This window comes from Scardovia wiggsiae (genome assembly GCF_051045985.1).
GTDB lineage: Bacteria > Actinomycetota > Actinomycetes > Actinomycetales > Bifidobacteriaceae > Scardovia > Scardovia wiggsiae.
Genome location: NZ_CP157350.1, coordinates 159,764 through 179,628 on the forward strand (window position 1 = coordinate 159,764; position 19,865 = coordinate 179,628).

The window sequence follows — 19,865 nt, forward strand, 5'->3', positions numbered from 1 at the left end:
CATGATAGCCTCTATGGCTCTGCAGCCATCAGCATTAGCAGCTGAGCTGTCTGATAATATAGCTACACGTATTGAGTTCATCAATACGGCTACAGGTAGAACGATAACGGATATGGATACTCACGGTAAGTATCAGATCAATGTGGATTTTAAGATACCGAATAATGCGCGTTCAGGGGATACGAGTACTGTTACACTGCCGAACGAGCTGAAATTCCTTCAGCCGAGGGCATTCGATATCATAGCTGCCAATGGTGCTGTGGTTGCAAAAGCAGCAATCGACCCAACATCAAAGAAACTGATCTTTACCTATACGGATTATGTTGACGATCATGCAGATATTACAGGGAAAATCGCTATACCGTTTGAAGTGGATACCGGGGTAATCAAGCAGGAGAAGACTATCCCTGCTACAGTAGATATCGGGGGAACCTCCATCAATAAAGGGACCATTCATTTCAAAGGTTTCACTGCTGACAGTTCCGATGAACAATTTGCTAAGTGGGGAAGGGTGTATGACTCTTCCAGGAATGAGATTACTTACTATATTCGTCTGAATGCGCGTGGAGATAACCTTAAGAACGTATCGGTAACAGATAAAGTATCTTCTTTCGGTATGGAGATCGACCCATCCAGTTTCAGTGTGACGAGAACTAAATTTGTCCAGGATGAGAACGGCAGCTGGATACAGACTAATAACTCGGATATGACGGCAGATTCGGTGATCAGCGTATCCGCCGACCGGAAATCATTCACAGCCACAGTGGGCGATCTTAATGGTTTTGGCGCCATGCTCACGTATACGGTGAAGCTCAACCATAAGCCGCTTAACAGTGAGCTTTTCGTGAATCAGGCGCGGGCTGAAGCTGATGGCAAGGAGATGGGCACTACCGAAACCAGCCGGTTCGTCTGGCAGTTTGCGTCCGGTGAAGCTAATGGATACCAGCATTCTATCCAGATCAGGAAAGTTGATGAGAGTGGGCAGCCGCTTGCCGGTGCTGTATTTGCAGTTACCCGGGACAGCTCCGGTGAGGTTGTTGCTACGGTAACTACTGATGCTTCCGGGAGCGCCTTGGTGCCTAAGCTTTTGCGCGACAACTATTCGATTACGGAGACTGCAGCTCCGGCCGGGTATCAGCTGGATAGGACCCCTGTTAAGGTAACTGCTGATGAGCTTAATGGCGCATCAAAAACTGTTGTTAAGACAGTCATTAATAGAAAAACCGACGAAAATCCGCATCCTCCAGTAATTCCTCCAACTCCGGCTCCCGCCCCACAACCGCCTGCCCCTGCTCCAGCTCCGGATCCATCATTGCCGATAAAGCCTGTGTCTGATCCGAAGAAGCATCTTGCCCATACCGGTACTGGTGTATGGTCTGTTGCGGCAGGCGGCGCAGTGCTTCTTCTGGCTGGTCTGGTCCTGATAGGGGCAGTTCGCATGCGGCCCCGCAGTGGCATTACTGGCCTCAGGAATTAATAAGAGTAATAACAGCATCAGGGGAATGAAGCGCAGCTGCATATAGCAGCATACATTCTTCTGACTGGAATAGAAGAGGGACTGGCAGCTGGATACGGGGCCGTGCAGGGGCCTGTATCCAGCTATTTTATAAGCCTGTCAGGGAAGGGTGTACCCTGGTTTTGGAGCACTGTGTAGGTTGCAGGGCCATATAGAGGTGTATCAATCACGTATTCCTGGTGGTAAAACACGCAGATACAAAAATCGGCCTTGCTAGTTTTCGCCATTCTTATTTTTATATCTGCGTGTTTTACCGCCGGCAGTGTTAATGCCTGGGCCGGCCTTTTCTCCCGCCCTGCTGTCTCCTGTTTTGTTGGCGGCGTGCTCTATGCTGGTGTGTTGGTAATGCCTGGAGAAGGAGGCCTGGCGCCTCCTCGCAGGACGATAATTCAACGTATGAGGTACTTCTATGCAAAAAACAGTCCCGGTATTTTTCACTGCCGACGAAGGCTACGTCCCATTCCTGTCAGTGGCCTTAACTTCGCTTATCAGTCATACAGATACTTCAGGCAATACACAGTATCGCATTATTATTGTCGGCAAAGGCCTGAGTGAAGAATCGAAAACCAACCTCACCAATATGGCTACCGGCAACGTGAGTATTGAACTGTACCCTATGGATGCTGATTATATTGACTCTGTAAGCGATGACAAGAACATGCTCCGCGCGGACTACATAACGATGACTATCTATTTCCGCCTGTTTATCCCGGAGATGTTTCCCGATATCGATAAAGCCATTTATCTTGACTCTGATACTGTAATAAATACTGATGTGGCGGAACTGTATTCATATGATCTGGGGGATAACCTGGTGGCAGGCGTGCATGATGTATTCATGTCGGCAAATAAAGAAACAACAGATTATGTTGAAAATGCGCTTGGAATGCCGGTCAGGGATTATATTAATTCAGGGATGCTCCTGATGAACCTTAAGGCGATGCGGGAAGAGCATTTTACCGAACATTTTGTAACGCTGCTCAGAAAATACCACGTAGAATGTGCTGCGGTAGATCAGGATTACCTCAACGTGATCTGCCGGGGCAGGATCCTTCTGCTTGCACGCGAATGGAATACTATGATGACCGATGGCACTGCGGGGTCAGACCATCCGAAGATCATCCATTACAACCTGTTCCATAAGCCATGGCATTACCGCCATGCTGCGAACGCAGATTATTTCTGGAAATATGCGGAAGATTCAGTATACTATCCTGAGTTGCTCTCTATCCTCGAAAGCTTCACCCCGGATGAAGTCAGCTCGGATGAACAGAAGAAAGCGCGGCTTATCGGGCAGGTAGTATCTATCCCCGGTAACGATGTGAATTTCAAAAAGCTGGCTGACCGCGGTGTTAAAATAACGCTGTAAGTACAGGCCGCGGCTGGCACTGCCCTGCTGGGTGTGCTGCTCTTGCTGTACGGTGGTGCTCCGCGGCGATACGGGCAGGCTGCAGGCAGATTGCGGGCGTCGGCTTCGGATTTTACCGGCAGCACACGAAAGAAGGGAATATGATATGAGTTTCAGTATTGCCTCAGCAGGCCAGGGGAGCGGACTTTCTTCCCTTTTTCACCGTGTATTTGGTGGAGGGCTTAATTTCTTCTGGATAGCAGTGATCATGGCCCTGATAGCCTTTTTCGGCTGGATCCCGCAGAAGATTGCAGCAATAGTGTCGGACCGGCAGGAGGACCTTGATTCCCTTATCCGTATACGCAGATACTGCACTGCTTTTCCCGCCGTCCTTTGCCTTCTCGGCTTCTTCCCCATGAAGGCACTGTATGATTCAGTCAAAAACATGGAAGGAGGGATGTTTATATTTTTCGTTGTTTTACTGTGCCTTTTTGAGGGGGCCTGCCAGTTCAACTCGGAACTCACTAAGCACATCCTCCTGCGCCGGCAGAATGAGCCGTATACCAGGCCGGGCAAGCGCATAGTCCAGAGCTGGGTGGCACTGGCGGGCGCAGTTATTATTGCGGGCGGTATGGTTTATGCGCTGTCCCGTTTTCTGTCTGTAAGGTATGGAAGAGCCGGGCTGATTATAGGGGGTATCAGGCGCTCCTAGGACTTTTCCTTCCTGCTTACAGGGGTAGTTATTATCGCTATCCTTCTGTGGATCGCATTTTTCAGGAAAAACAGATATGAGTATGGGGATCCCGCAAGTATGGGCGATGATGCCGGCAGCAGTGCTGACGATGAGGACGATGATGAGGATGTGTTCCATACGGATACTACAGATGCCGGTACAGACGGAAGTTATGGAATCCCCTGCGGCGACGGGACGGTCAGCCGTACTACTACGACACATTATTCCGTTGATGCGGACGGGCACACATCCAGCTGGACGCGGACCGAAACAACAGATGGATCCGGCAGGACGGCGGCTCAGTTTTTTGAAGGCAGCGATTCTGCGGAGGGTCTGCCGGATATGCCGGATATAGACGGGCAAGATGCGGATGCCGGCGCGCAGGGCGATGGTGATTATCAGCAATATTCACATCAGGCAGGCAATGATTTTAAGCGGTAACGTATCCTGCTATATTTATATTAGCCGGCAGAGCACATATACTAGCCGACAGAGCGCAGAGGCTATACCAGGAACATATATCGGATATCCAGTACAGCCTCTGTAATTCTCGCTATTCCCTTTTAATAGGGTGTCTGTGCTTAATCTATGTTTAATTCTTCCCATCACTGAAAATGATGTTAGGATTGGCTGCGCTGAGCGGGCCGCGGACGGCCGCAAGTGCCCTTTTTGCGCCGCCGAAAAGCAGGTAATTCGAGCCAATATGGAAAGTGAAGCCATCCGTCAGAGTGACCAGCAGGCCGGGTGACTTGGTGAAGCTTGACTGCACGGTAATGCTACGGATATTCTGGGCCGGAGCGGAGAGGATAATTTTCTCCGGATCCGCAGCAGTTTTTACAGCTCCCGCTGCGGCATGATGAAATAAAGCGCCGAGAAGGCCGAACGTCTGGCCCATAGCGATAAGGAAATAGTTTGCCCTGGTGACCAGGAGGGTGGAGCCGATAACGGCGAATGCTGCCGGCGATGCGGGGAATTTATTGTTGGCATAATAATACCCTTTTGCCTCCCAGTAGACCATATCTGCTCCCGCGGGGCCGGCTGCCGCACCGGAATAAGGGCCTGCCGGCTGGGCAACATAAGGCTGCGCCTGAGCGGGCTGGGATTGCTGGCCGGAATATGGCTGATTAGGGTAGGGCTGGCTTGGGGAAGGCTGGTTTACATAAGGCTGCGCGGGGGAAGGAGAGCCCTGCTCCGGATGCGGCACAGCATATGCGGGCTGGAATTGGCCGTTGTCTCCGTTGTACTGCTGCCCGGCCTGCTGTTCAGGCTGTATAGGTGTGTTCTGCTGTGAGCTGTCAGTCATATGACGCCTTCCTCTTAGTCAGTTCTGTTTCTATTCCTGTTTTCAACGCAATATCAAAAGCTGATATCGGCATTATGGTTTTGCGGACACGTGCAGATGTTGTGCTGCATACAGTGGGGCCCGTCTGCCTGCAAGTGTACTACATGAGTGTGATTCTGCCGGGAGATTACTCCGTTTATGGCCTTTCCGGCAATCTGATTTCCAGGCATTTATTCAGATCTGAAACAGGCTGCTGAAGGACTTCGCTGATATGTCCTGTACCTTGCCGGAATGGGATCCATGAATTCTGTTTTGCCGTATTCGGTTAACAGGAAGACCTGCCGCACCGGCTGTGATTATGAAGAGACTAATAGTTTGTACCGTTGGATAGCGGGCGATACGCAAAGACCAGCTATGCCAGGAAGACGACGGGCAAGATACAGCCGGTGCTGGATATTGAATGGTATAAACGGATGGGTGGTATAGATTGATATAGAAAAGGCCGCTGCGTTTTTCCGTGTGGATGCAGCGGCACTGGTAGCGGGGCAAGGATTTGAACCTTGGACCTCTGGGTTATGAGCCCAGCGAGCTACCGAGCTGCTCCACCCCGCGTCGGCTGTTTTAAAACAGCTTCTACCACCTTAGTGGGATATGGGGATTTGTCAAGCCGCGTGTCGTGTCTGCGGGGCTGCATTCGGCCAAGGTGCGAGCTATAATAAGCATTAAAAGCGCGGAATACCTTCTGCAGCATGCCCTGCATCGCATCTGACGGCAGCCTGGTACAAAACTCAGCGAAAATGCTGTGCTGTGTGCACCTTGTACTGATACGCTGCGTCTTTGCCTCCGCATCGGCAGTTCTGCACCTGCGTGCGAAACGCTGGGCAAACACCTGAATTACCTTTTTAGGGATTTTGGGCTATAGTTAGTCAAGTTTGCAATAAGGAGGCGATATATGGCTGGTTCTCTGGGGATAGGGATCTTCGGCACTTATGCGGCGGCCCAGTCATCCGTCACTTTAGCTGCTGCTCAGCCTGAAATACCGGGCCTGGAAGATTTCCTTCCTGAAGTTAACCTTTTCCCCGGCACTATTTTTGCCATGAACCGGATCATCATGGTCCGCCTTATGATGACCGCGCTTATCGTGATCGTGCTTGGCATAACGGCTGCCAGGGCAAAGCTCATCCCCGGTAGGTGGCAGTCGGCAGTTGAAGGGGTCCTTGAATTCGTACAGAACAATATCACATATCAGGTGATGGGCGAGCTGCGCGGCAAACAGTATACGCCGTTTGTAGCATCGCTCTTCCTTACTATCGCATGCTTCAATCTGTGCGGGGTCATACCGGGGGCTAATATTGCAGCCACGGCAACAATAGCTATGCCGCTGATGTTCTCGATCGCTACTCTTGTCAACTATTTCTGGACGGCCCATAAGGAGCAGGGGATACTTAAGTTCCTGCGCAATGAGATGTTCCCCCCGGGCGTACCTTGGCCGGTATACATCATCCTTGCGCCGATCCAGCTGCTTGAACTCCTGGTGTTCCGTCCGTTGTCCCTGACCCTGCGGCTTTTCGCCAATATGGTTTCCGGGCATCTGGTTGTGGCTATATGTTTTGCGCTTACACAGTTCTATCTGGTAACGTCAGCAGGCCCAATCAAACTCGTCGGCGCGGCATGGTTCCTCGGCGGATTCGCTCTGACAGCGTTTGAAATATTCGTGGCGCTGCTGCAGGCATTCGTCTTTGCGATACTTACCACGGTGTATATCAATTCAAGCTTCCCGGAAACTGAGTGATCCTGATGGGCGCGGTTGGTACGATACCGGCGGTACTGTCAGGGATACGGTACCCGGAAGGTGCCCAGGTACTAAACGGGTACTAAAATAGGGAACAGCGAGAAATCGCGCAGCAGAAAACAGAAAATAAGTAAACAAGTACAGATAACAGCAGAAAGCAGAAACAGCAGACTTAAGGAAACTTAAGATCGGAATACCCGCAGGAAAGCTGCTGGCCATAGCAGCGGACTCACAGGGTATCCGATTGGAAACTTAAAGCGACAGTCGCAATAAGGAGGAAAAAATGAATCTCGTGACACTCGCAGCAATTGCCGGTAACTTCAGCGTATTCGGCTATGGTATGGCAGTACTTGGCCCGAGTATCGGTCTGGGTATGATTTTCGGCAAGGCTATGGAATCCATCGCCCGCCAGCCTGAGGCCAGCGGCAAGATCAATATGCTTGTTTTCATCGGCTTCGCTGTGGTCGAAGTCCTTGGCCTGCTGGGGTTCGTGGCCTTCATGATGGCCAGGTAGCCCTCGTTCCCCCAACCACGGGGAACAGGCAATAGCAAGCATAGGAACGAAGATCTACAGTAAAGGTAAAGGAGGTAAACAGTGATTACTATGGCTGCTGACGGCATCGAACTATTCCTGCCGAAAACGTATGACATGTTTTGGTCACTTGTAGTCCTCATTATCCTTGGTGTTTTCTTCTTCATATTTTTCATGCCGCGGTTCAAGAAAATCTTTGACGAGCGTGCATCCAGGATCGAAGGCAATATTGCCAAGGCTGAACAGGCGAATAAAGACGCCCAGGCAGCTAAGGAAAAATATGAAGGCCAGTTGAAGAACGCCAGGGTAGAAGCTTCCAAGATCCGCGATAATGCGCGCGCTGAGGCAACGAATATCATTGCCGATGCGCGTTCGCGTGCTGAATCTGAGGCACAGCAGATAGCTGATAATGCTCAGAAATCTATTGAATCCCAGCAGCAGCAGGCGCTGGTCAGCCTGAAAAGCGAGGTCGGCGCTATTGCTACGGCTCTCGCCGGAAAGATACTTGACACTAAGCTGCAGAAGGGTGATGTGCAGGATTCCATGATCGACAGCATGATCTCTTCAATGGAAAAAACAGATAAGGCAGATCACGCTGGGTAAGACGGATCAGGCACAGGATTGGACTCAAGGAAGCGCAAGTGAGTATTGCGGATAAAGGCAAGGAGGTGACGCATGCACGGAGAAATGTCATTAGCAGCTGACCATGAGGTGCGGGAACGGTTTGCACCGGTGCTCAAAGCTGCAGGGGCCAGTGCCGGGAAGGTTTCTGACGAGCTTTTCGGTTTCTCTTCGGTGCTTGACGCGAACGGCAAGCTTGAGCGTGCGCTGACCGATCCGTCCCGTCCCGCTTCTGATAAGCAGAAGCTTCTGCGGGCGATTGTGGCCGGCAAAATGCAGCCGGTAACGCTGGAGATCCTGGATGCGCTTGTAGCATGCCAGTGGAGCCGTGTTTACGACATCTCCAACGGTGTTGAGGACCTGGCGATTGACGCTATCCTGTACCAGGCCGATGCGGAAGGCAAAACAAGCACAGTTGCGATGGAACTGGCGAAGATCCATTCGGCTGTGCTGAACCTTACAGCCGTCCGTTCCTACCTGTCTGATACCTATACATCTGCGGGGAAACGTGTGGAATGCCTTCGGACACTCCTGCGCGGAAACAGCCTTGACCCGATCACCATGAAACTCGCTGAGCACTCCACCCGCGACCTGAGGAACCGCCGTTTCCTGTCAACCCTGTCCTGGCTGATCAACAAGATATCCGAGCACAGCGGCGAAGAAGTCGTTACAGTGACCTCCGCAGTGCCGCTGTCCGCAGAACAGACAGAACGTATTACGAACCTCTATACACTCAAACTTGATCACCCTGTCCATATCAATTCGGTAGTAGACGAAACCGTTATCGGCGGCCTGCGCATCCAAGTTGGGGCAGAAGTGACAGATACAACAGTTGTGGCACAGCTGCATCATTTGCAGCAGGTGCTGTAAGAAAAGGAGTGATCAATGGCAGAATTAACCATCGATCCCGCTGCGATACGCCAGGCGCTTGACGATTTTGTCGAATCATACACGCCTTCGGCAGCTCCAACCCAGGAGGTCGGCTATGTCAAAACTGCCGGCGATGGTATTGCCCAGGTAGAAGGCTTGCCGGGATGTATGGCAAATGAGCTTCTCACTTTTGAAGACGGCACTCTCGGTCTGGCATTCAACCTTGACGCACGCGAGATCGGCGTAGTGATCCTGGGCGAATTTGCAGGTATTGAGGAAGGCCAGGAGGTGCGCAGGACAGGGGAAGTGCTTTCCGTCCCTGTTGGCGACGGGTACCTTGGCCGCGTTGTTGATCCGCTCGGGCATCCTATCGACGGGCTTGGCGAAATCAAATCCGAAGGCCGCAGGATCCTTGAAGCGCAGGCGCCTGATGTAATGCACCGCCACCCTGTTGACCAGCCTATGGAAACGGGCATCAAGGCTATTGATGCCATGACGCCTGTAGGGCGCGGCCAGCGCCAGCTCATTATCGGGGACCGCCAGACCGGCAAGACTGCTATAGCGATCGATACCATCATCAACCAGAAGAAGAACTGGGAGTCAGGCGACCCGTCGAAACAGGTGCGCTGCATTTATGTGGCTATCGGCCAGAAAGGCTCTACGATCGCTGCTGTGCGTGCTTCGCTGGAAGATGCCGGCGCCATGGAATATACGACTATCGTGGCTTCCCCCGCTTCTGATTCGGCAGGCTTCAAATACATTGCGCCATATACCGGCTCGGCTATCGGCCAGCACTGGATGTATAACGGCAAACACGTGCTTATCGTATTCGATGACCTGAGCAAGCAGGCTGAAGCATACCGTTCGATCTCCCTGCTCCTGCGCCGTCCGCCGGGGCGTGAAGCATACCCCGGCGATGTGTTCTACCTGCATTCGCGCCTTCTGGAACGCTGCGCGCGGCTGTCTGACGATCTGGGCGGCGGCTCCATGACAGGGCTTCCAATCATAGAGACCAAGGCTAATGATGTATCTGCCTATATCCCGACGAACGTTATTTCCATTACGGATGGGCAGATATTCCTCCAGTCTGATCTGTTCAACGCTAACCAGCGCCCTGCAGTGGATGTAGGCATTTCTGTCTCGCGTGTAGGCGGCGCGGCGCAGACCAAAGCTTTGAAGAAAGTCTCCGGTACCCTGAAGATATCGCTTGCGCAGTACCGTTCGCTGGAATCATTCGCAATGTTTGCGTCTGACCTGGATGCTGCTTCGAAAGCCCAGCTGACACGAGGCGCCCGGCTTATGGAGCTGCTGAAGCAGCCTCAGTTCTCGCCGTTCTCCTCCGAGCAGGAAGTAGTCTCCATCTGGACCGGCACACATGGGAAGCTTGATGACCTTGACCTTTCTGATGTCCTCCCGTTTGAACGCGGGCTGCTTGATTATGTTGACCACAATACCGATATCCTGAAAGTTATCCGCGAGACTGGCGACTTTACTGATGAGACAGAAAAGAAGCTTGATGATGCGGTTGAGGCTTTCCGCAAGACTTATGTCAGGCGTGACGGAACACCGCTGGTCAATATGAAAACTGCGGCTGCTGAGCCGACCGAAGTCGAGCAGGAAGTGATTTCTGCCCGCCGTACTTCCGACAGGACTGACTCTGCTGATGGCGGCGATAGCCGTAATTCACGGCGCAGAGGCAGGGAAGGCAAGCCCGGCAGGAAAGCTGAATAAGTATGGCATCACAGCTCGCATTTAAATCACGCATTGCATCTACTGAGTCGCTGAAAAAGATTTTCAACGCCCAGGAGATGATCGCGTCGTCGCGCATCGCAAAAACCCGCGATGTGGCGCTTGCTGCGAAGCCTTTTTCTGATGCTATCTATGATGCAGTCCGGTCACTGGCAGCCCATACAAATATTGAGCACCCCATCCTGGGCAAAAAAGAGGATAATCCGCGTGTAGCTGTGCTGGCGCTTACCTCAGACCGCGGCATGGCGGGGGCGTATACATCTTCTATCATCCGGGAAACGGAGGAGCTGCTGAACCGCCTTGAGGCTGACGGCAGGAAACCTGAGCTGTTTGTTTATGGGCGCCGGGGTGTGAACTACTACAAGTACCGCAACCGTGAAGTGGCGGCTACATGGGAAGGCGAATCCGATGCGCCTTCTGTAGCAATGGCAGCACGCATATCCAAAGCGCTTTTCGACACATATATGGCCCCCGCTTCTGCCGGCGGCGTGAGCGAATTCTATATTGTATTCACTGAATTCATCAATATGGTCGTGCAGAAAGTCCGGATACTCCGGATGCTCCCTGTTGAAGTCAAAGTATTGGATGACAGCGGGGATGATAGTGCTGACAGCGCTTCCGCTGAGGGTCAGCCGGGCCGTACGGGCAGCCCTGGGAAAGCCCTGCGGGGGGATGATGATGTACTGGCGACCCCGCCTTTGTATTCATTTGAACCCAGCACCGAAGAAGTACTGGACAGTATCATGCCGAAATATGTGCAGTCGCGTGTCCATGAATGCCTGCTCACTGCTGCTGCTTCAGAAACTGCAAGCCGCCAGAATGCGATGCATACGGCAACAGATAACGCCGGAAAACTGGTCGATGAACTGACACGCAAGCTTAACGCATCACGCCAGGCTTCGATCACGCAGGAACTTACTGAAATAGTCGGCAGCGCGGATGCGCTGAAGAACGAAACAAAATAATAAGGATAGGAGCACAATGCCACAAAATAATGCTTCTGCGGTTAACGAGGCCGAAAAGATCGATGAATCTGAGGCCGTTAAAGGCCGTGTAACCCGTGTACAGGGCTCAGTGATCGATATTGAGTTCCCCATCGGGCATATGCCTGATATATACAATGCGCTTACTGTTGAGATCCCGGCAGTAGGGACAGTTGAGGGCGAGAACAGTGCGACTATCACGCTGGAAGTTGAGCAGCATCTCGGGGACTCCATTGTACGCGCTGTAGCGCTGAAGCCTACGGACGGCCTGGTGCGCGGCGCTGTAGTGACCGATACCGGCGGGCCGATCGAAGTGCCGGTAGGCAATATTACCCTTGGCCACGTTTTTGATGTATCGGGACATATCCTTAACGGTAAGGAAGGCGAAGCGCTTACTGTAAAGGAGCGCTGGCCTATCCATCGTTCAGCCCCGCCTTTCGACCAGCTCGAATCAAAAACAGAAATGTTCGAGACCGGCATCAAGGTGATCGACCTGCTCACCCCTTATGTACAGGGCGGAAAGATCGGCCTGTTCGGCGGCGCCGGCGTGGGCAAGACCGTGCTTATCCAGGAAATGATCCAGCGGGTAGCGCAGAACCATGGCGGCGTATCAGTATTCGCCGGTGTCGGCGAGCGTACCCGTGAAGGCAACGACCTGATTGGCGAGATGGAGGATGCAGGCGTCCTGGAGAAGACTGCGCTTGTGTTCGGGCAGATGGACGAACCTCCGGGGACCCGTCTGCGTGTCCCTCTGACAGCCCTGACCATGGCTGAGTACTTCCGCGATGTCCAGAACCAGGATGTGCTGCTGTTCATCGACAATATCTTCCGTTTCACGCAGGCGGGATCTGAAGTATCCACGCTTCTCGGGCGCATGCCTTCAGCCGTGGGATACCAGCCGAACCTGGCTGATGAAATGGGGGCCCTGCAGGAACGCATCACATCTACGCGGGGGCATTCGATCACATCGCTCCAAGCTATATATGTGCCTGCGGACGATTATACCGATCCGGCCCCTGCAACAACATTCGCGCATCTGGATGCCACCACCGAGCTTTCGCGCGATATCGCATCCAAAGGTATCTATCCGGCTGTGGACCCGCTGTCCTCTACATCCCGCATCCTTGACCCGCGCTATGTTGGGCAGACGCATTACGAATGCGCCAACCGCGTGAAAGCTATCCTCCAGCGCAATAAGGAGCTTCAGGACATCATCGCCCTGATTGGTATTGATGAGCTTGGCGAAGAAGACAAGACCACAGTTGCCCGTGCCCGCCGCATTGAGCAGTTCCTCGGGCAGAACTTCTATGTGGCAGAAAAGTTCACCGGGCGCCCAGGTTCATATGTCCCAGCTGATGAAACGATCGAAGCATTTACCCGCATCTGCGACGGCGTCTATGACAATGTCCCCGAGCAGGCGTTCTCCGGTATCGGCGGTATTGAGGACCTCGAGCGCAAGTGGCATGACCTTCAGAAAGAGCTGGGCAAATAATGGCCAGCAGCACTGAACCTGTGATCAGGGTGAATATAGCGGCTTCCGACCATCCTGTATGGTCGGGGGACGCTACGTATGTGTCGCTGCCCGCCACAAGCGGAGGTATGGGCATACTCCCTAACCATGAGCCTATCCTGTCGATCCTGAGCGACGGTCCGATCACGGTCACTGATACTGACGGGAAAAGCCACCGTTTTACAGTCCGGGACGGCTTCGTGTCTTTCGATGATAACCGCCTCACTGTTGCTGTGGAACACAGCACAGACGACGAAAGCGCCGCTGCATAGCGCAGGGGCTGCAGGGTGCCGGCAGTGTGCAGGGGCCTGCACGCGGCTGGATGATTGAGAGGTAAAGGCCGGCTGCTGGTTTACAGCTTGTCTCAGGACTGTCATATAGTTACTTTTTGTGTGTGCCGCTGGCATGCCTATGTTAAGGTATGCGGCAGCGGGGCATCCCCTGGCCTGATGAAGCAGCCTCGCAACAGGTGTGTGCTGAGGGCGGGGCCATCGGGCCGGTGGACTGTGGCTTTCACGTATGATCCTGAAGGCCGCATATGTCTGGGCTGATCCAGTCCAGGAGTGCGGTTTTATTATGTGTGTGTGCTGCAGTGTGGCGGCCACGCGAAAGAATGAATTTAGAAATCGGAGAAAACAGTTGCCTACTATAGAACAGCTGGTCCGCAAAGGACGCAAGCCGAAACCGAAAAAGTCAAAGGTTTTGGCGTTAAAGGGCAGCCCGCTGCGCCGCGGCGTGTGCACCCGTGTGTATACCACGACCCCAAAGAAGCCGAATTCGGCTTTGCGTAAGGTCGCCCGTGTGCGCCTGAGCTCTGGCGTGGAAGTTACCGCGTATATCCCAGGCGAAGGCCACAACCTGCAGGAGCACTCCATCGTGCTTGTGCGCGGCGGCCGTGTAAAGGACCTTCCTGGTGTGCGCTACCACATTGTGCGTGGCGCCCTTGATACCCAGGGTGTAAAAGACCGCAAGCAGGGGCGTTCCCTGTACGGAGCAAAGAGGGCTAAGTAAATATGTCACGTAAAGGACCCGCAAAAAAGCGCCAGCTCCTGCCAGATCCTATCTACGGTTCGACAGTAGTAGCTCAGCTTATCAATAAAATTCTTCTTGACGGCAAGAAATCCATCGCTGAAAACATTGTGTATACAGCCCTGGAACAGGTAAAGGAAAAAACTGACCAGGAACCTGTTGCCGTGCTCAAGCGCGCGCTTGACAACATCCGCCCAAGCCTTGAAGTCCGTTCCCGCCGCGTTGGCGGCGCAACGTACCAGGTGCCTGTGGAAGTCAAGCCTGCACGTGCTAATACGCTTGCCCTCCGCTGGCTCACGGATTTCTCCCGCGCACGCCGCGAAAAGACCATGGCCGAGCGTCTGGCTAATGAGATCATGGATGCGTCCAACGGGCTTGGCGCATCGGTGAAGCGCCGCGAAGATACCCACAAGATGGCTGAGGCCAACAAGGCCTTCGCCCACTACCGCTGGTAGTTGTGCCTGCGGGCCTGGGATACAGGCCTGCAGCAGATCCCAGCTAAAAGTTTTACGAAAGTTAGGTAAATATGGCAGAAGCACAAGGAGTGCTTAAAGATCTCGCCCATGTGCGCAATATCGGTATCATGGCTCACATTGATGCCGGTAAAACGACGACAACTGAGCGAATACTGTATTACACCGGTGTGAATTACAAGATCGGTGAAACCCATGATGGCGCCTCGACTATGGACTGGATGGATCAGGAAAAGGAGCGCGGCATCACTATTACTTCCGCTGCTATCACCTGTTTCTGGAACCGCCAGTCACATGACACGAAGGACAGCTATCAGATCAACATCATTGATACTCCGGGGCACGTGGACTTCACCGCTGAGGTGGAGCGTTCGCTGCGCGTCCTTGATGGTGCAGTAGCAGTCTTCGATGGTAAGGAAGGCGTGGAGCCGCAGTCTGAAACTGTGTGGCGCCAGGCTGATAAATACAACGTTCCACGTATCTGCTTCATCAATAAGATGGATAAGCTCGGTGCAGATTTCTATTATTCGGTAGATACCATCAAGGAAAAGCTTAAAGCCAAGCCGCTCGTCATGCAGCTGCCTATCGGCGCAGAGAATACCTTTACCGGTGTTGTCGATCTGGTCCGTATGGTCGCTTATGTGTGGAACGATACCTCTGACCTGGGCGCGCACTACGACACTGTAGATATCCCTGAAGAGCTCAGGGACCGTGCCGAAGAGTACCGTACAGAACTCATGGAATCGGCGGCTGAAGCCAATGATGCCCTGATGGAAAAGTATCTCGAAGCCGGTGAGCTTACCGAGGAAGAGATCCGTTCCGGTATCCGCGAACTCACGGTCCGCTCAGAAGCCTATCCGGTATATTGCGGCTCGGCATTCAAGGATAAGGGTGTCCAGCCAATGCTTGACGGCGTTGTGGACTTCCTGCCGAGCCCTGAAGATGTCCCCGCAATCAAGGGGTATGATATCCACGATGAGGCTATTGAGATCGACCGCAAGCCCAGCGCAGGTGAGCCGTTTGCCGCACTTGCCTTCAAGATAGCCGCGCATCCGTTCTACGGCAAGCTTGTCTATGTGCGCGTATATTCCGGTGAGATCCATCCCGGCGACAGCATCCTTAACGCCACCAAAGACAAGCGTGAGCGCGTAGGCAAGCTGTTCCAGATGCATTCCAACAAGGAAGAGCCTGTAGATGTGGCTTCCGCCGGTAACATTTACGCATTTATCGGCCTGAAGAACATCACTACCGGTGATACGCTCTGCGATGAAAAGAACCCTGTGGTCCTTGAATCCATGAGCTTCCCGGAGCCTGTTATCCAGGTGGCAGTCGAGCCTAAGACCAAGGCCGATCAGGAGAAGATGGGCATTGCCCTGCAGCGCCTGTCTGATGAAGACCCTACCTTCCAGGTGACAACTGACGAAGAATCAGGCCAGACGCTTATTGCGGGCATGGGCGAGCTCCAGCTCGACATCCTTATTGACCGCATGCGCCGCGAGTTCCATGTTGAGTGCAACGTCGGCAACCCGCAGGTCTCCTACCGCGAGACGATCCGCAAGCCTGTGATGAATGTTGAATACACCCATAAGAAGCAGACCGGCGGTTCCGGCCAGTTCGCCAAGGTGCTTATCAACCTTCTTCCTCTGGATACGGCTGAAGGCAGCAATTACGAGTTCGACAACCAGGTCACTGGCGGCCATATCAGCAAGGAGTTCATACCTTCTGTAGATGCCGGCATCCAGGAAGCTATGGAATCCGGTATCCTTGCCGGCTATCCTGTAGTTGGCGTGCGTGCCGAGCTCATTGACGGCCAGATGCACGAGGTCGATTCTTCCGAAATGGCCTTCAAGATTGCCGGTTCCATGGCTTTCAAGGAAGGTGCCCCTAAGGCAAGCCCTGTTATCCTTGAGCCCATTATGGCTGTTGAGGTGCGTACCCCTGAAGAGTATATGGGCGATGTGATCGGCGATCTGAATTCCCGGCGCGGGAACATCCTGTCCATGACCGACGCCACAGGTGTCAAGGTCGTGGATGCCAAGGTCCCGCTGTCTGAGATGTTCGGGTATATCGGCGATCTCCGCTCACGGACACAGGGCCGTGCAGTATACAGCATGCAGATGGATTCTTATGCTGAGGTCCCGAAGTCGGTCTCCGAAGAGATCATCAAGGCGCAGAGGGGCGAGTAGCCTCTCTCAGCTGCAGCCTGCCGGGGATGTGCAGCAGGGTGGGCTCTGCTGCACAGGACCGGCGCCAATAGGGACAGCAGCACATCCAAGAAATGTGAAACGCTTCGCACCCGCTTGGTCTTATGCAAACATTAAGATAGTTATGTTTGCTCGGGTCGGGGACACGAAGTGACAACTAACCCAAAAACAGGTAATATGTAGCGAGTGGCCTGCGAGCCTGAGAGGCAGCAATGCTTGAAAAGGCAGCAGGATAAACTACGAGACGTCCAGGAGGACAATTTATGGCAAAGGCCAAGTACGAACGCACTAAGCCGCACGTCAACATCGGTACCATTGGTCACGTTGATCACGGTAAGACGACCCTTACGGCGGCTATTTCCAAGGTACTTCATGAAGAGTACCCAGATCTGAACCCTAAGTATGACTTTGATCAGATCGACGCCGCCCCTGAAGAAAAAGAGCGCGGTATCACTATTAACATTGCTCACATCGAGTATCAGACTGAGAAGCGCCACTATGCACACGTTGACGCTCCAGGGCACGCTGATTATGTGAAGAACATGATCACCGGTGCTGCCCAGATGGACGGCGCTATCCTCGTTGTGGCTGCAACCGACGGCCCTATGGCACAGACCCGCGAGCATGTACTGCTCGCCAAGCAGGTCGGCGTGCCGAAGATCCTCGTTGCGCTCAACAAGTGCGATATGGTAGAAGATGATGAGCTTATTGAGCTCGTTGAAGAAGAAGTCCGTGATCTCCTTGATGAGAACGGCTTCGACCGCGATGCCCCGATCATCCGTACTTCTGCATACGGTGCACTCCATGATGATGCTCCGGACCATGACAAGTGGGCCAAGACTGTTAAAGAGCTCATGGACACCGTTGACGAGTACATCCCGACGCCGGTCCACGATCTTGATAAGCCATTCCTTATGCCTATCGAAGATGTATTCACCATCTCCGGCCGCGGTACTGTTGTTACCGGCCGTGTAGAGCGTGGCCGTCTGGCGGTCAACACCCCTGTCGAGATCGTTGGCCTTCGCGACACCCAGACCACGACTGTAACTTCTATCGAGACCTTCCACAAGCAGATGGACGAAGCTGAAGCCGGCGATAACACCGGCCTTCTCCTCCGTGGGCTCGGCCGTGAAGATGTCGAGCGTGGCCAGGTTGTTGCAGCTCCGGGCAGCGTAACCCCCCATACCAAGTTCGAGGGTGAAGTTTACGTTCTGACCAAGGATGAAGGCGGCCGTCATACGCCATTCTTCTCCAACTACCGTCCTCAGTTCTACTTCCGTACAACTGACGTGACCGGTATCATCTCCCTGCCTGACGGCGTTGAGATGGTCCAGCCTGGTGATCACGCAACCTTCACTGTACAGCTCCTCCAGCCAATCGCTATGGAAGAGGGCCTTACCTTCGCAGTTCGTGAAGGCGGCCGTACTGTTGGTTCCGGCCGTGTAACCAAGATCCTTGAGTAGGATTATTTACACTTTAACAGGTAAAAGAAGGCCCGTACCTTTGAGGTACGGGCCTTCCTGTTCCCCGGAGGCGCCGCAGCTGCAGGACATTTCCTCCTGCCTTTTCAGGTTCCTGTAAGGCTATTTCCGGCAAAGGCTGTCTGCTTGAATTGCTACAATTTCAACAGCACTAGGCGTTCCGGGCCGCCTGCACATCGTCAGATGTGAGGTGTCCGGGGCTGAGGGCAGAAAACTTAAGAACAACTAAATACGTGTAATGAAAGTGAAAGAGGGATCGATTATGAACCTTGATATCGCAGGTATGCACCGTGTCGCTGCAGAGCAGGGCATCGACGCAGAGCGTCTTGATGCTTCGCTGGCAGAAGCGCTGAGGCTTGCATACTTAAAAACGCCCCATGCAGCAAAGCACGCCCGCGTAGAACTTGATGAACGCGGCGGATCATTCACGATTTGGGCGCAGAACGAGATCCCTCAGGAGCCTACCGAAGCTGACCCTCATCCGGTCCCGAAACTCAGCGATGAGTATGATGATACCCCAAGCGATTTCGGCAGGCAGGCAGCTTATATTGCCCGCCAGGTGATCACAGCGCTTTTCCGTAAAGCTGCGGATGATAAGATTTTTGGCGCCTTTGCCGGGCAGAAGGGCAAACTGATTACAGGGGTAGTCCAGCAGGACAGCAGTGACCGCGGTAATCTGCATATTGCAGTAGGTGACGTGGAAGCTATCCTTCCCCGCCGTGAGCAGGTTCCAGGAGAAAGGTTCCGGCACGGGGAGCGTGTCCGCGTCTATGTCGTCAGTGTGAACCGCGGGCTTAAGGGGCCGGAGATCATTGTATCCCGCTCGCATCCGGAGCTGGTCCGCCGGCTTTTTGAGCGTGAAGTGCCTGAACTTGTTACGGGTGCAGTGCAGATCATGTCTATTGCCCGCGAAGCGGGGGAGCGTACTAAGATTGCTGTCCGGGCGAATGCACAGGGCGTGAATCCGAAAGGCTCGCTGATCGGGCCTGCCGGGCAAAGGGTGCGTGCTGTTATGGAAAATCTCGGCGAGGAAAAGATAGATATCGTTGACTGGTCCGAAGACCCCGCAAAATTCGTTGGGGCTGCACTTTCTCCGGCCCACGCGGTACGGATCACTGTGGTCAGTGAGAAGACTAAAACAGCCGTTGCCCTTATCCACAATGACCAGCTTTCGCTCGCCATCGGCAAAGAAGGACAGAATGCCCGCCTGGCAGCAAAACTGACGGGATGGAAGATCGGTGTGGAATCGTATGAGGCTGCAGCCCAGAAAAGCAGTGAAAGCGGTGAGAACACAGAGGCTGGTGAGGCCACCCCTGCCGCCGCAGAAAACGGAGAGGCCGATGCTTCTGCTTCTGTCTCAGGGAATGGGGGCAGCCCCGTATCTGAAGCTGCTCAGGAGGAAACTGGTAACCCTCCTGCTGGCGAGACTCCAGGCAATAAGGCAACTGCAGCTTCGACCGCTGAGGAGGCGCCTGCGGAGTAGATAGGCGGAGATATCGCCGGATCCCCCGTTGACGTTGGGTTTCATCCAGGATGCTTTGCACCGTTCTGTGCGGCCGATGGCCCTGCGCATCCTGTACTCCTCCATGGCTTGCGGCTCTGCGGACCGGTGCAGCGACAGACAGGTATCCCCCTGGCGGCATCATAGGGTACAGTACGCATGGTTTACCATAGCTTTCATCTATGGGATACTGTAGAGTTAAACTCTGGTAAGGCTAAAGCGCCAGAAAGTTAAGGTAAAA

The 19,865-nt window shown here is 53.5% G+C and carries 18 protein-coding genes and 1 tRNA gene; 17 read left to right on the forward strand and 2 right to left on the reverse strand.

Annotated features, from left to right (window positions below; all coding sequences use genetic code 11):
* The first annotated feature begins 13 nt into the window (after positions 1 to 13).
* The 4 genes from ABKA16_RS00575 to ABKA16_RS00590 all read left to right on the forward strand — a co-directional run bounded on the left by ABKA16_RS00575 (position 14) and on the right by ABKA16_RS00590 (position 4,038).
* The gene (locus tag ABKA16_RS00575; RefSeq protein ID WP_380999720.1) at positions 14 to 1,477 is read left to right on the forward strand and encodes an Ig-like domain-containing protein; all 1,464 of its coding nucleotides are present in this window, start codon (positions 14 to 16) and stop codon (positions 1,475 to 1,477) included.
* Between the two features lie 448 nt (positions 1,478 to 1,925).
* A complete protein-coding gene (locus tag ABKA16_RS00580) occupies positions 1,926 to 2,885 on the forward strand; it encodes a glycosyltransferase family 8 protein (protein WP_380999718.1) in 960 nt (319 codons plus the stop codon).
* Between the two features lie 145 nt (positions 2,886 to 3,030).
* Positions 3,031 to 3,576 (forward strand): hypothetical protein, encoded by a 546-nt coding sequence (locus ABKA16_RS00585; RefSeq protein ID WP_380999716.1) that lies wholly within the window; start codon positions 3,031 to 3,033, stop codon positions 3,574 to 3,576.
* A gap of 99 nt (positions 3,577 to 3,675) precedes the next feature.
* Positions 3,676 to 4,038, forward strand: coding sequence for a hypothetical protein (locus ABKA16_RS00590; RefSeq protein ID WP_380999714.1), 363 nt, complete (start codon positions 3,676 to 3,678; stop codon positions 4,036 to 4,038).
* Positions 4,039 to 4,189: 151 nt separating this feature from the next.
* Here the strand turns inward: ABKA16_RS00590 and ABKA16_RS00595 are convergent, their stop codons facing one another.
* Both ABKA16_RS00595 and ABKA16_RS00600 read right to left on the reverse strand, forming a co-directional pair.
* Entirely contained in the window at positions 4,190 to 4,900 is a 711-nt protein-coding gene (locus tag ABKA16_RS00595) for a hypothetical protein (RefSeq protein ID WP_380999712.1), read from the reverse strand.
* Positions 4,901 to 5,414: 514 nt separating this feature from the next.
* Positions 5,415 to 5,491: transfer RNA gene (locus tag ABKA16_RS00600), tRNA-Met, on the reverse strand.
* 340 nt (positions 5,492 to 5,831) lie between these two features.
* On the opposite strand from ABKA16_RS00600, the gene atpB reads away from it, so the two are divergent.
* From atpB to nusA, 13 genes are all read left to right on the forward strand, one after another.
* Positions 5,832 to 6,671: a F0F1 ATP synthase subunit A gene (gene atpB / locus ABKA16_RS00605; RefSeq protein ID WP_380999711.1), complete on the forward strand. Its 840-nt coding sequence runs from the start codon at positions 5,832 to 5,834 to the stop codon at positions 6,669 to 6,671.
* Between the two features lie 283 nt (positions 6,672 to 6,954).
* On the forward strand, positions 6,955 to 7,185 hold the full coding sequence (atpE, locus tag ABKA16_RS00610; protein WP_007147735.1) for an ATP synthase F0 subunit C: 231 nt from the start codon (positions 6,955 to 6,957) through the stop codon (positions 7,183 to 7,185).
* A gap of 84 nt (positions 7,186 to 7,269) precedes the next feature.
* On the forward strand, positions 7,270 to 7,806 hold the full coding sequence (locus ABKA16_RS00615) for a F0F1 ATP synthase subunit B (RefSeq protein WP_434156721.1): 537 nt from the start codon (positions 7,270 to 7,272) through the stop codon (positions 7,804 to 7,806).
* A gap of 72 nt (positions 7,807 to 7,878) precedes the next feature.
* On the forward strand, positions 7,879 to 8,694 hold the full coding sequence (locus tag ABKA16_RS00620; RefSeq protein ID WP_380999708.1) for a F0F1 ATP synthase subunit delta: 816 nt from the start codon (positions 7,879 to 7,881) through the stop codon (positions 8,692 to 8,694).
* Between the two features lie 15 nt (positions 8,695 to 8,709).
* Positions 8,710 to 10,425: a F0F1 ATP synthase subunit alpha gene (gene atpA / locus ABKA16_RS00625; RefSeq protein ID WP_380999706.1), complete on the forward strand. Its 1,716-nt coding sequence runs from the start codon at positions 8,710 to 8,712 to the stop codon at positions 10,423 to 10,425.
* A 2-nt stretch (positions 10,426 to 10,427) separates the two neighbouring features.
* On the forward strand, positions 10,428 to 11,408 hold the full coding sequence (locus tag ABKA16_RS00630; RefSeq protein ID WP_380999705.1) for a F0F1 ATP synthase subunit gamma: 981 nt from the start codon (positions 10,428 to 10,430) through the stop codon (positions 11,406 to 11,408).
* Positions 11,409 to 11,424: 16 nt separating this feature from the next.
* Positions 11,425 to 12,918, forward strand: coding sequence for a F0F1 ATP synthase subunit beta (gene atpD, locus ABKA16_RS00635; protein ID WP_380999703.1), 1,494 nt, complete (start codon positions 11,425 to 11,427; stop codon positions 12,916 to 12,918).
* Positions 12,918 to 13,208: a F0F1 ATP synthase subunit epsilon gene (locus ABKA16_RS00640; RefSeq protein ID WP_007147729.1), complete on the forward strand. Its 291-nt coding sequence runs from the start codon at positions 12,918 to 12,920 to the stop codon at positions 13,206 to 13,208. The genes atpD and ABKA16_RS00640 overlap by 1 nt, the downstream gene beginning before the upstream one ends.
* Before the next feature lie 367 nt (positions 13,209 to 13,575).
* The gene (gene rpsL / locus ABKA16_RS00645; protein WP_007147728.1) at positions 13,576 to 13,947 is read left to right on the forward strand and encodes a 30S ribosomal protein S12; all 372 of its coding nucleotides are present in this window, start codon (positions 13,576 to 13,578) and stop codon (positions 13,945 to 13,947) included.
* A 2-nt stretch (positions 13,948 to 13,949) separates the two neighbouring features.
* On the forward strand, positions 13,950 to 14,420 hold the full coding sequence (gene rpsG / locus ABKA16_RS00650) for a 30S ribosomal protein S7 (protein ID WP_006292609.1): 471 nt from the start codon (positions 13,950 to 13,952) through the stop codon (positions 14,418 to 14,420).
* Between the two features lie 71 nt (positions 14,421 to 14,491).
* Positions 14,492 to 16,624, forward strand: a complete 2,133-nt coding sequence (gene fusA / locus ABKA16_RS00655) for an elongation factor G (RefSeq protein ID WP_380999701.1) — start codon at positions 14,492 to 14,494, stop codon at positions 16,622 to 16,624.
* Positions 16,625 to 16,905: 281 nt separating this feature from the next.
* Complete coding sequence (tuf, locus tag ABKA16_RS00660; protein WP_007147726.1) at positions 16,906 to 18,105, forward strand: elongation factor Tu; 1,200 nt, start codon at positions 16,906 to 16,908, stop codon at positions 18,103 to 18,105.
* A gap of 280 nt (positions 18,106 to 18,385) precedes the next feature.
* Complete coding sequence (gene nusA / locus ABKA16_RS00665) at positions 18,386 to 19,606, forward strand: transcription termination factor NusA (RefSeq protein ID WP_380999699.1); 1,221 nt, start codon at positions 18,386 to 18,388, stop codon at positions 19,604 to 19,606.
* Positions 19,607 to 19,865 lie beyond the last annotated feature (259 nt).